Raw genomic sequence first — 12556 nt, forward strand, 5'->3', positions numbered from 1 at the left:
ACTATAAGTATAACCCGGTTCTCCTTAATGTCCCCTGAGAACCGGGTTATGGGGGGTTAGAAACTATAGCTTAAGTTAACACCCCAAGTACGTGGGCGGCCATAATATTGTTCTATCATGCCAAAGAAAACGCCACCGTTATCTATGTTGCCTGACAGGTCAAACGTTTGAACGGTATATTCAGCGTCTGTTATGTTGTTCACAAAGAACCGCAGGCTCCAGTTATCTTCTTCAGGGATCCATGTGATAGAGGCATTGGCGATCGTATAGCCTTTTTCAGTGGAAGCTGGTGATTCGATAAGTGCAAAGAAATGTTCGCTTCTATACTGAGCATCTGCTTGGAAGGCGAGATAGCCGCTGCCAACAGGCACTTCGTACCGAACAAGGCCGTTCAGGTTCCATTTTGGTGTTTGCACAGGTGTTAGTGTTTGGCCGGGTGCGGCTGCAGCCACAACGCCGAGCGGCGTATCAACATCAAAGGTAACACCAGGGATGTTATTTACTTCAGCATCAATGAAGCCAACGCCAAACAGCATATCAAGCCCCTGTGCCGGTGATGTTTGATACTCAACCTCGAAGCCTTTTGATTTACAATCGGCGTTCAGGGTGAAGGTATCAAGCCCTACAATGGAGAATGCCTGACAGTGGTTATAATCATAGTAGTAGCTGGCCACATTCAGGCGGCTTGTTCTGTTAATGCTCCACTTCATGCCCACTTCAAAAGCGTCGAGTTTTTCAGGGCCGTAGTTCATGAACTGGTCGGTAACCAGCACATCTGTTGGCAGGAGCGGCGCGTTAAAGCCGCCTGATTTTACACCCCGGTTCCAGCTTGCATACAGCAGCATGTCGTCATTTGGTGTGAAATCAAGCTGCACACGAGCAGACCAGTTGCCGTCGTTTCGCTCGCCGCTGTAGGGTAGAACAGCATCGCCAATTTCCACTGTCGCGGGGTCTGAGCCACTGACCAGTGTATCAGGGAAAGCCACCAGAATATCGCGGTAATCATGGGTTTTGTTTTCGTCAATCCAGCGAATGCCAGCGGTGAGTGCAAACTCTTCATTAAAGGCATATGTTGCCTGCCCAAACAGGGACCAGCTTTTTGTTTTGGTTGTGTAGGGGTTTAATAGGCCGTTTGTACCACCAAGGTCAGCGGGTGTTACACCGAAGGCAACGGGCAGGAAGTCATCAAACCAGCCGGGTGAATAGGTACCGTTACTATCGCTGATGTTGAGGTCTAGATAATAGAAACCTGTTACCCAGTTGAAATTGTCTGTGCCGCCAGAAAGCCGTAACTCTTGCGAGAACTGCTCTACGTCGGTTGTCAGGAAAAAGTTAAAATAGTTAACCGGTGATGCGTCTGAATCTTCAATATAGTCACGCTTCACTTGCTGATAATCAGTAATGCTAGTGAGTTTTATATCGCCGATTTGCCAATTGATAGTGGCTGACAGGCCTTTTGTTGACAGGTCATTCCGCCCGGCAAAATCATAATCACCGGCATAAACATCACCGTCAGTATCATTATAGCCACCCAGGTTTGAGTTAGGCTCGGTTGGTGTTGGTGTGGCGTCTGGGTTAATGGCTGAAACATACTCAAAGAAACCGGTGCGGATATCCTGCGAGCCGTATCTGGCATTCAACAGCAGGTCGAAGTCTTCATTTGGTGTATAGAGAAGCTGTACCCGGCCTGCAAATTCGTTCGCGTTATTCAGATCGGCATTGGGGTTAACGCGGTTTTCTATGTAGCCGCCGCCTTGATGTGTGGCAAGCGATACGCGCATGGCCAGCGTGTCTGACAGCGGTATGTTAACAGCGCCTTCCGCTTTAACTCGGTCAAAGCTACCATAGGTAATGCTACCATAGCCTTCAAATTCGTCTTTTGGTTTTTCTGAAATATAGTGCACAAGGCCACCTGTGGCGTTACGGCCAAACAAGGTACCTTGCGGCCCACGTAGCACCTCAACACGTGCCATGTCAAACAGCATAAAACCAGCACCAGACATCTGGCTGATATAAACTTCGTCAACATAAATGGCGATTGGGCTTTCCACATTTGTGGTGAAATCACTATTGGAAACACCACGAATACCAATGGCATAGTTTGCCTCGCCGTTTGGCTGAATAGTGCTGACGCCAGGGGCAAGAGCTGTTACTTCCTGCGCGTTTGTATAGCCAAGGCGTTTCATTTGTTCGCCGCTTAAAGCGGTTATGGCAATCCCTACGTCTTGTTGGCTTTGCTCGCGTTTTTGTGCCGTTACAACAATCTCTTCAAACAGGTTGCCACGCTGCTTTGTTTCATTTTCTTGTGCATGGGCACTAAAGGCAACTGCTGGGCATAAAGCCACTAGGCCACATGTTGTTAACCACTTCCTTTTGTTTGACAGTACCATACCATCTCTCCCTGAGTTGTTTTATCGTTGGTCGTCCAGCCCCTCTCCAGAGGCTATTTTTGTGCTGTAACTGTCTGGGTGGGGCTTTGGCCCTTCAAATTTTTCAATCAGTGCAGCACGGGTGGTGGCAGCTTCATCCATAAGCGCAGCTTTGCGAAGGGATCCGACCTCTTTGCCCGAGTATGGCTTGAAGTCTGCCGGTAAATCATCTTTGTCATATTCAACCAGTAACCAGTTTAGTAACGCTGCCAGTTCTTCATCGTTTACAGGGGCATAGGCGGCGCCGGGAACTTGGACCAGATACTCTCTGCCACCCTCAACGCTCAGAAACCGGGCAACAACACCGCGCATATCTGGTGCGCCCCCCTCTGACCCGGAAGCATCTGCCTGATGGCAGCCTTGACAGTTCATTTTCCAGTCAAATTCAGCCTTCAGTGCTTCCCGGCCTTCTGAGAATGCAGGCACGGTAAAAGCGGCCAATAACCCTAAAACCGGAATAAGTTTCATTTACCCCTCTCCGTCCGTAGCCACCAGTTTCTGGCGCCTTTTGGAAAGCTCCTGAGCTGAAACTTTTGGTTCTGCTGTTTTTATGGCCTGTACTTCTTCAATGGTGAAGGGGCTATGGTCAGGCTTTTCTTCGTGCAGGTCAGATTGAATATAATTTAAAACAGCGGCAATGCCGTCGTTTTTTAAAGCCTTGCCTTGTGCAGGCATAAAACCCCGGTAGGTAACGCCGTTAACAGTAATAGCGCCTGCTAGCCCGTGGCTGAGAACTTGTACCAGGTAGGCCCGTCCTTCCTCAGATGTGTAAAAACTTGAAAGCCGGTTTTTCAAGGGAGGAAACGCACCGGGCACCCCCTCGCCCGTAGGCAGGTGGCAAGCCGCGCAGCGCTTATAAAGCTTTGCTCCATCAGGTGCGGTATCATCAGCAAAAACAGGGCTGATCATACCAAGCACCAAACCCGCAGAAACACATACAGCCGTTAAAACACGCATTGGTACGTTACCCCTCAAGGGCTGTGCCGATGATCACGGCAGTTGAGCAAGTGTAAACGGCGCTTTCAGTACCAAGGCACCAGTTTGTATCATTGTTTGCTTGTGGACGCGCCATTGGCTTGTCTGACTCGTTCCTGTTACACAGGCACCGACCACAACTGCTTTTGCCGCAACAGTCATTGTAGGAAATAATATAATTGATGCCGTCTGCCGGGTTTTGACAGGTGCCAATCCATGTAATGGGAGACATCTCTGTACCGGGCGGGCAAGCATTTTGTGACCCGCCGCAGCAACTGCACAAAAAGCCGTCAATCGCACAGTAGCGCCAATAGTCGCAGCTTGATGGGTCACCGGGATCTTGCGGGTTTCCGGTAGACTGCTCCCCAACACCGGGATAGCCGTTGCCTTTTGTGCTTGAACCATCAGACGCACGTGCAACCGGTAATAATGGAATACTGGCACTGCCAACAAGCATGGCACCAAACACCCCTAGAAAACCCCGGCGCGACGACTGGTTTGCCAGCGTGCGAGACATAAATTCAACAGTACGGTCAAATTTTTTCATTTTCTTACTTCCCTGTTTTCAACCATGTCAGAACTTGTTGCCAAGCCTGTTATCCTTGTTGTTCCATTGCCTTGCGTTTCATGAAGTCCTGAATAGAGGCAACACCCCGTTCTTTTGCTTCAACAAGGCTTTCCAGATGCTCGCGCGAGTTTACAAGGCCCAGCGACGCCACCTTGCCGGTTTCATCAATCAATACCGCATAAGGTAATTTTGATACCCCGAATGCCCGGCCAAGCTGCTCTGACAGTACATAACGGGCAGGGTCGAGTTTTTCAGCCTTAACAAGCTCCATATGGGCTTTTTCAGCACCGTCGCTTGCGAGTGTAATATCAAGCCAATTATGTTCTTTTGCTTCAAACGAGCGGATCGTTGGCAGAAGGGTTTTGCAAACAGGGCAATCGGGCGACATGAAAAATAACAGGTCGCTTTTACCGTTTTTGTTTTTCCCGAACATGTAGGACGTGCCGTCCAATGCTGTGACAGGCACATCAGCAACTGTGTCGCCTGCCCGTATTTTCTGGTTCATGGCAAGGGCACCTGCTGGCGCCAGCCTTTCATGCAGAAGCCCAACCTGCCGGATAAGCGCAAGGCAAACGAGCGATAGGCCAACAACCACAAGCCAAAGCAGAATTTGCGAAACATAAACTGTTGTCATTACGAATGCCTCCGGTGTTGAAAACTGGGCAGTGCAAGCAGTGCCTCAAGCGTTGCGTACAGGGCGAGCAGTGCTGCCACAGAGAAAAAAATGTTCATGCCGTCGAACCAGCCAAGAGCCCGCGTGGTTTGGGGTGCTGCCGCAACGAGAGCGGCAACCAGCAGAATGCCATTACGTATCAGCATAAAAGGGTGCGCTGACGTTTTGGCTTTGCCCCAGTTGCAGCCACAGTCAAATGGGTTGGATGATTGTGTTAGAGCAACCATCATTAAGGCTGCATACAATACCATTAGGCCGAGTGCTGCCAGTGCAGCACTGTATGAAATAACAGGCACCAGCAAGGCAATAGCAATGGCAGCCTCACTGAAAGGTACGCCGTACGCCAAGGGCCGTGATAGGGCATTTGGTATAAGGCTGAAACCTTTAAGGGCAGTTTCAAATGTGCCGAGACTGTTCAGCTTTTTCAGAGCGCCGATTGCAAGAACCGCCGCTAGAAAAAGCTTTGCTGATATGACAAGAACCAGATCCATGGCCCGCCCCTACTTTACAGCGTGTAACAGGAACGGGTTTGCGGCCATGCCAACAGTGATGGTGCGCAGATATGTGCCTGTGGCAGCTGTGTATATATCCAGCGTAGAATGTTCGTTTGCCGCTGCCAGATAGGGTGTTTCACCTGCGGTCAGTTCAATAGAAATGGCAGGAGCGTTTAGGGTGATACGCCGCACAATTTCTTTTTTAACAGGGTCTAGAACCCACACTTCACTGCCGCCGTATTTATGGTCACCAGGGGCCGCATTCTCGCGCATCAGCGTGTAAACATAGCCATCTTTATCGTTCGCGGCTATCACCTGCCAACCCGAAGGCCGCCAGCCGGTTGTGCTTTTGTCTGTATCAACAAATGTCCAGCTATTAAGCGGTTTTGGTGTATCGCTTTTCATATCAACCGCTTGAAGTGCGCCACCAAAGCTTGGAAAATAGGTTATACCGCCAACGGTTACACTTTTCATGAACAGGGGGTTATCATCAATGTTGTTGAAGGCCTCAGTGGAAGCGCCTCGTTTTGCGATACCAGCATCATTGACGGAAAAAGAAGCCATTGTGCCATTACCGCACAGTGTACTAAAGCCCTGGGCACCAAGCGGGTAAATAAGGCTACAGCCGGGTATTTGTATATCGCTCATGATTTTGCGGGTTTCAACATCGATGATTGAAACCGAAGCCGCTGGCGTAAAGTTAAATACCAGCAGAAATTTCTCATTCCCAGTTAATTGCAGGCTGCCTTTTTGTGCAACGGACATGCTGCGTTTGCCGTCTGGCAGTGCAATCTCTTCAATGGGGGACAGGTTTTCAGTGTCGTAGATGGTCAGCACGTCAACCCTATCACCGCGGGAACCCCGGGAATAATAGGTCTCAGCCACATACATTTCTGGCCGTGTTGAAGATTGCAGGAACGAAGCAAACATGCCTGCGCCCATTGCTCCTTTGTAGTTATGGTTATCTTGTGACAGATCCATCAGGATAACGCGGCCATCCAGCAGGCTATTAAAATTTTCATCGTGTACAAAAAGCCAGTCTTTGGAATAGGTGGCTGGCAATGTTGCAACATTTGGGATTGTCTCTACAGGCAGCGGTTCTGCCTGTGCATTTGTAAACGCAACCTGTGTTACAGCACAGGCAACCAGCATTGTCGCAGAAAGCAGACCATTCTTTACCATACTACCCTCCCAGAATAGTTTTTGGTCGAAAATCAGAGGGACATATTCGTTTAGAACGACTGTCCTATTTAGAACAACTGTCCTATAATAGATTCATTGCAGAGTCAAGCATCCTGAAGACTGCATGCGTATCAATCTTTCATGTGGCACAAGGTGTGTGAAAGGCTGTAAAGCTAATTATTTGTTTATAATGGATTTTTCTATTGTTCCGGCAGTGTAAGACATCACCAGATTATAATATGAATCTGCAATAAACTGCGCCATGTTCGCGGACTTTCGCATCCATTTTTTACCATAGCCTAAAAAGACAGTATGCCCTTCCATTGAGGCCATCATATGCACTGCGAGCATATCGGTTTCGTGGGTATTCAAGGTTGGGCGCAGGCGCTTGATCATGGTTACCAGCATTTGCTGAACCGGGTCATAAACCGAATCCATGGCCTCGTTAGCAAACTCTTCGTGATTGGCAAGCGCCCAAAGTTCTGGGAAAAACGCCGTAGTTTCCCGCGTTTCCAAATCTTCAATGATGAAGGTGATCAAAGCTTTAAATTGTTGCTCTGACGAGAGGGTTTTATCGTTTAAAATGCCAATCCACCAGCCAATATAGCCTTGGATAACGGCATCTACCAGGTCGTTCAACAAGTCTGTTTTACTGGCATAATAATAGGATAGATTGCCCACGGTTATGTGGCACCGTGCCGCGACTTTGCGCATAGACAGGCTTGCATAGCCTTCTTCAATCAACAGATCACGTGCCGCATTTAGAATTGCTTCAACGCGGATTCGGCCTTTCTTGGACGATGCTTTCTCGTGACGCTGTTGTATTTTAAGCTGTCGCATGACTTTCCCGAAAATACTGTCCCGATACAGGACATTTAGTATCAAACGAGACAGAAGCTACTCAACAAATGCTAAAATGACAATCAACATCGGTAAATTTAATGTTATGATGATGTAGACAACCGGCTTTACAGCGGCGGGTTAAAAGCATTTTAGAAATGCCCATACCGCCTGCAGATATCATGATATTCTCTGTTAATTGTCCTGATATTTAGCAGGATCCTCTATACTCTTTCTGTCATCCTGTAGCTCATAAGCTGACAACATTAATAGCTTTTCAGTGAATTGATGGAAGTATAAATATGGCGAACGACCAGCTAGGCAGCCCGCCCTTATGGCTTGCCCTTATTCCCGTTTTTGCCCTCACCGGCTTGCTATCGCTTGCGGTATTTTATTTTGGTGAAAACGCCTCTTCAGGTGCCAATCAGATAGCGCTTATTACCGCAACAGGTATCACCCTGCTGTTGGCGTGGTGGCGAAAGTATAAGTGGGCTGAGCTGGAAAAAGCTATTGCCGGGGCTGTGTCTGTAACTGTTTCTGCCATTCTAATATTGCTGACAGTTGGCGCCCTGATGGGCAGTTGGATTTTGTCAGGCACTGTTCCCACCATGATTTATTATGGGCTCAAGCTTATCAGCCCAGACGTGTTTTATGTTACGGTTTGCCTTGTTTGCTCTGTCACATCTCTCAGTATTGGTAGTTCATGGTCAACAGTAGGCACAATTGGGCTGGGATTAATGGGGGTGTCGGCCAGCATGGGGATGGCACCGGAAATTACCGCCGGGGCTATTATTTCTGGTGCTTATTTTGGCGATAAAATGTCACCTCTTTCAGATACCACGAACCTTGCGCCGGCTGTGGCGGGTACAGACCTGTTTACCCATATAAAGCATATGGTGTGGACAACAGCACCTGCTTATATTATCGCGCTTGGCCTTTATACTTTTTTAGGTATAGGGCTATCCACCGGAATTAATGCGCTAGAGCTGGAAAACCAGCAATTGCTACTGGCTGAAACATTTGGTGTTAGTCCGGTTTTGCTGCTGCCTATGGCGTTGGTATTCATATTGGCGTACCGCAAGGTTCCGGCGTGGCCTGCTTTGCTGATCAGCACATTAACGGGCTGTGTTTTTGCTATCATTTTTCAATATGACGCCATCGTCGCAGACGGCGGGCTGAAAGCTATATGGGCTGTCCTGATAAGCGGGTATGTGGCCCATACACCAAACGACGTTTTAAATGGCCTTTTATCAGCAGGCGGCATGCAAAGTATTATGAATACTGTCTGGCTGATCATCACCGCGATGACCTTTGGTGCAGTGATGGAAAAACTTGGGTTTCTGGAAGTGATTGTTAGGGCTATTCTGGGGGCGGCCCATAAACCGGCAACGCTTATTTTAGCAACCGCCTGCACCTGTATTGGCACTAATATAGTGGCGTCAGAGCAATATATTTCAGTCGTAATGCCTGGTCGTATGTTTAGGACCGAATATGAGCGATCTGGTCTTGCCCCGCAAAACCTTTCCCGTGTGCTGGAGGATTCCGGCACAGTAACATCGGCATTGGTGCCGTGGAACACATGCGGGGCATTTTTGTCGGGTGTTCTGGGGGTCTATACGCTCAGTTATTTACCTTACTGCTTTTTCAATTTGTTGTGCCCTGTGTTTACTGTTGTTTATGGCTTTGCCAATTTCACAATCGTTCGGCAACAGCCAATAAAGGCAAACTTATGAACGGCCTTGCACTTTGCAGCTATGCTTTTTATAGGAGAAAAAGATGACTTTTATTAATAAATGGCCGCTTGCCAGCCGGTGGTTCAGTGCTGTGCTGATATTGCTATCATATACAGCACAAGCTGATGAGAGTAGTTTGCCTTCCGCTACAGAGGTAGATGCTGCTGTTAATGCCATTATGGCGGAAGAGGGCAACATAGGCGCTGTTTTGGCTGTTATGAAGAACGGCGAGCCAGTTATGGTTAGGTCGTATGGTTATGCCGACCTTGAAAACCGTGTACCCGTAAAGCGTGAAACTGTTTTCCAGTCAGGCTCTGTTGGTAAAATGTTTACCGCAACAGCGGTGATGATGCTGAAAAATGAAGGCAAACTTAGCCTTGACGATAAGTTGCTAAAATATTTCCCGGAAGGGCCTGAATATTGGGGCCGGGTGACAATCAGACAAATGTTACAGCACAGAAGCGGCATGGCTCGTTTATATGGGGCTGCAACAGAAGAAAGCATAGACCTGACAAAAGACTATTCTGATGAGGCGTTAGCCAAGGTCATTGGTGGTTTACCAATGGAATTTGAACCCGGTGCTCGCTTTCAGTATAGCAATGCCGCTTATGTGCTTTTGGGTGCTGTTATTAAAAAAGCATCGGGCCAGTTTTATGGTGATTATTTACAGGAAAAGCTTTTCACGCCGATTGGTATGACAAGGGCGTTGGTTAATGAACCTTTTGAGATTATCCCCAACCGTGCAACGGGGTATGAAGGCGAAAAAGACCATCTGCTGAAAGCAGGGTATGTTTCCCAGACATTAAGCCAAACAGCAGATGGTAGTTTGCTTTTTACGATTGATGATTTGATCAAATGGGATCAGGCCCTTCGGCAGCCTTCCTTTCTTTCCGCTGCGGATTTGAAAGAAATGTTTATTGCAGCGCCGTATGCTGATGGCTCGCAAAGCATGATACCCTATGGTTATGGCTGGTTTAATCGGGATGTGAGGGGCCACAGGCTTGTACATCACAGTGGTTATTGGCAAGGGTTTAAAACCCAGCTAAGCCGGTATGTAGACGATGGTTTTACGGTTGCTGTGTTGACAAACTCCCTTTACGGCGAGCCAGCGCGTATAGCGAATGTTGTTGCCGGTCTTTTTAACCCGGATTATGCGCCGTATGAACCTATTGCAGATTCAGATTCTAAGCAAACGGCCAAAATGAAAAGCCTGACATTTGAGTATCTGAAAGGTAATGCTGACAAGTCTATGTTTGCTAAAGAGGCAAAAGCTCTATTAACAGATGCGCAGATTAAGCGGACAGCAGCACAGCTTGAACAGCTAGAAAATATGCTTTCCGTAAAAATGGCTGATAAAGAATTTGTTTTGGTACATCAACGCCGCGAAGGGAAAAACACGGTGTATGTATACGGTATTATTACTGATCCAGAAGATACCCAAAGGATAATAACAGTACACTATACCATAAACCCACAAGGTAAAGTCACGCGGCTTATATTTCAGATGGGGTAATATATGTGATATAAAAGGGGCTTTACTGGCCCCTTTTTTGTTTCAATTTATCTGTACATCAGCCCCAGAGTGCAGGCGTTGCCGGATAAACTAGACTGTTTTCATAGCGCATGCCGTTCTCTCTGTCTTTGGCAAGCAGCAAGGGGCCGTCAAGGTCGACAAATTCTGCTTTCTGGGCCACGATCAGCGCTGGGGCCATGGCAAGCGATGTGCCTACCATGCAGCCCACCATAATGCGAAGGCCCATTTTTTCGGCCTCTTCTGCTAGCAGTAAAGCCTCAGTCAGACCGCCGGTTTTATCAAGCTTGATATTGATGAACTGGTACCTCTCTTTCACAAAGGCAAGCGATGTTCGGTCGAGGCAGGATTCGTCAGCACACAGGGGCACGGGGCCAGCATAGGTGGCCAAGCCATCATCGTTACCCGCAGGCAGGGGTTGTTCAATCATCGCGACACCCAGCTGTGCCATTTCTGGTGCTAGAGCCTGCAATTGTGTAAGTGACCATGCCTCGTTAGCGTCTACAATAAGCTTTGCATCTGGTGCTGCTGCATGAATGGCGTTTATTTTTGCAAGGCACTCATCGGCATTCAGCTTTATTTTTAACAGGGCACGGTTTTTATTAAGGGCGGCTTTTTCTGCCATAACATCAAGTGTATCAATGCTAATTGTATAGGCCGTTGTTAGGGGCTTCAGGGGTGGAATACCTGTAACCGCCTCTATGGGCTTCCCCTGCTTTTTACATGCTAAATCCCATAAGGCACAGTCAACAGCATTGCGTGCTGGGCCACGCGGTAACAGGTCGAGCAGTTCTTTTTGGCTAATGCCCTGTTCAATCTGTTGCCGGACAGCATAAATTTGCTCAGCAACAATATGTCCAATGGCGGGATCGGTGTCATCGGGTTCGCATTCACCGCGGCCAACAAGGTTACCTTCCTGTAATTCCACAACCAGCACGTAGCTTTCTGTTGCACTGCTGCGGGATATGGTAAAAGTGCCTGCTATCGGCCATGTTTCAAGGCGTATGGTAAGCTTAGGCACTGAATGTCTCCAGATAGTCTACCATTTTTGAAACACCTGTGCGGACCGGGTCAAAACAAGGTAAGCTGTAACGGTCTTCATAGGCTTGAATTTCGGCAAGGGCGGCCTCTGCTTGTGCACCTTTGGTAACAAGGCTAATGCCAACAACGCGCGCGTTTTTATTTGTAAGCTGTGCAGCGGCTTCATAGGTTTTAATCACGTCTTCAAGCGGTGGAATGGCATAGTCTGGGTGGCCTGCAATGGTGGTTTGGCCCATGCGGTGGCAAAGGATCAGATTGTCAGGCTGGCTGCCGTGGACCAGACCCAGTGTAACCCCGGCATAAGAGGGGTGATAGAGTGATCCTTGGCCCTCTATAAGGTCCCAGTGGTCATCGTCTGCTGCTGGGGAAATATATTCAGCGGCGCCTGCTATAAAATCAGATACAACAGCATCTATTGGCACGCCTTTACCCGCAATGAAAATGCCGGTTTGGCCGGTTGCACGGAAGTCAGCATTCAGGCCGCGTTGCTTCATCTCTTTTTCAAGGGCAAGTACAGTAAACATTTTACCGACAGCACAGTCCGTACCAACAGTAAGCAGGCGTTTTCCACTGCGAGGAATACCGGTGCCAATAGGAATATCATTTTGCGGTGTGCGTACATCATAAAGCTTTAGGCTTTTTTCATCGGCCAGAATTTTAAGCGCTGGTATATCATGCAGGCGTGCGTGTAGCCCTGACGCTAGATTGTAGCCTTGCTCAAGGGCTTCGATAAATACCGGAATCCAGCTGTCAGGGATAAAGCCCCCTTCATTTGCAATGCCAATAAGAAGTGTTTTGGCACCCGCTTTTTTACCGTCCGCAAGGGACATATCGGGGACGCCAAGGTCTACACATTTATTGTCAGACCGTAATTGGCCGACACAGTCATTTGGGCGCCAATAAGCAACGCCAGAGGCGGTTTTTGCATCGAGTGCATCAGTCTCGTTGCCGATGAAAAGCAGATAAGGGGCATCCATAACAAGGGTCCTTCAATATGTATATGAGATGCTTATACTACCAAAAAGAGCCTAGAGTTAGTCAGCATATTTGTGCCAGTTTTTGGCGACAACGGCTTTTATTTCAAGAAGTC

12 protein-coding genes are annotated in these 12556 nt (G+C 48.2%); 2 read left to right on the top strand and 10 right to left on the bottom strand.

Going from position 1 to position 12556, the window contains the following annotated elements:
• Positions 1-56: 56 nt before the first annotated feature.
• From ICL80_RS02815 to ICL80_RS02850, 8 genes are all read right to left on the bottom strand, one after another.
• On the bottom strand, positions 57-2390 hold the full coding sequence (locus ICL80_RS02815; RefSeq protein WP_194214615.1) for a TonB-dependent receptor: 2334 nt from the start codon (positions 2388-2390) through the stop codon (positions 57-59).
• A 21-nt stretch (positions 2391-2411) separates the two neighbouring features.
• Entirely contained in the window at positions 2412-2897 is a 486-nt protein-coding gene (locus ICL80_RS02820) for a c-type cytochrome (RefSeq protein ID WP_194214616.1), read from the bottom strand.
• On the bottom strand, positions 2898-3386 hold the full coding sequence (locus ICL80_RS02825; protein ID WP_194214617.1) for a c-type cytochrome: 489 nt from the start codon (positions 3384-3386) through the stop codon (positions 2898-2900).
• A 7-nt stretch (positions 3387-3393) separates the two neighbouring features.
• Positions 3394-3951, bottom strand: a complete 558-nt coding sequence (locus tag ICL80_RS02830; RefSeq protein ID WP_194214618.1) for a methylamine dehydrogenase light chain — start codon at positions 3949-3951, stop codon at positions 3394-3396.
• Positions 3952-4000: 49 nt separating this feature from the next.
• Positions 4001-4606 (bottom strand): redoxin family protein, encoded by a 606-nt coding sequence (locus tag ICL80_RS02835; protein ID WP_194214619.1) that lies wholly within the window; start codon positions 4604-4606, stop codon positions 4001-4003.
• Positions 4606-5136: a MauE/DoxX family redox-associated membrane protein gene (locus ICL80_RS02840; RefSeq protein ID WP_194214620.1), complete on the bottom strand. Its 531-nt coding sequence runs from the start codon at positions 5134-5136 to the stop codon at positions 4606-4608. The genes ICL80_RS02835 and ICL80_RS02840 overlap by 1 nt, the downstream gene beginning before the upstream one ends.
• Positions 5137-5145: 9 nt before the next feature.
• Entirely contained in the window at positions 5146-6321 is a 1176-nt protein-coding gene (locus ICL80_RS02845) for an amine dehydrogenase large subunit (protein ID WP_194214621.1), read from the bottom strand.
• Positions 6322-6498: 177 nt separating this feature from the next.
• On the bottom strand, positions 6499-7161 hold the full coding sequence (locus tag ICL80_RS02850) for a TetR/AcrR family transcriptional regulator (RefSeq protein ID WP_194214622.1): 663 nt from the start codon (positions 7159-7161) through the stop codon (positions 6499-6501).
• A 302-nt stretch (positions 7162-7463) separates the two neighbouring features.
• On the opposite strand from ICL80_RS02850, the gene nhaC reads away from it, so the two are divergent.
• Together nhaC and ICL80_RS02860 are read left to right on the top strand one after the other, a co-directional pair.
• Positions 7464-8894 (top strand): Na+/H+ antiporter NhaC, encoded by a 1431-nt coding sequence (gene nhaC / locus ICL80_RS02855; RefSeq protein ID WP_194214623.1) that lies wholly within the window; start codon positions 7464-7466, stop codon positions 8892-8894.
• A gap of 43 nt (positions 8895-8937) precedes the next feature.
• A complete protein-coding gene (locus tag ICL80_RS02860) occupies positions 8938-10407 on the top strand; it encodes a serine hydrolase domain-containing protein (RefSeq protein WP_194214624.1) in 1470 nt (489 codons plus the stop codon).
• A gap of 58 nt (positions 10408-10465) precedes the next feature.
• On the opposite strand, the gene dgcA is transcribed toward ICL80_RS02860, so the two are convergent.
• Both dgcA and dgcN read right to left on the bottom strand, forming a co-directional pair.
• Positions 10466-11446: an N-acetyl-D-Glu racemase DgcA gene (dgcA, locus tag ICL80_RS02865; protein WP_194214625.1), complete on the bottom strand. Its 981-nt coding sequence runs from the start codon at positions 11444-11446 to the stop codon at positions 10466-10468.
• Complete coding sequence (gene dgcN, locus ICL80_RS02870) at positions 11439-12443, bottom strand: N-acetyltransferase DgcN (RefSeq protein ID WP_194214626.1); 1005 nt, start codon at positions 12441-12443, stop codon at positions 11439-11441. Before dgcN ends, dgcA begins: the two co-directional genes overlap by 8 nt.
• Positions 12444-12556 lie beyond the last annotated feature (113 nt).

The sequence above is a fragment of the Kordiimonas pumila genome (genome assembly GCF_015240255.1).
GTDB lineage: Bacteria > Pseudomonadota > Alphaproteobacteria > Sphingomonadales > Kordiimonadaceae > Kordiimonas > Kordiimonas pumila.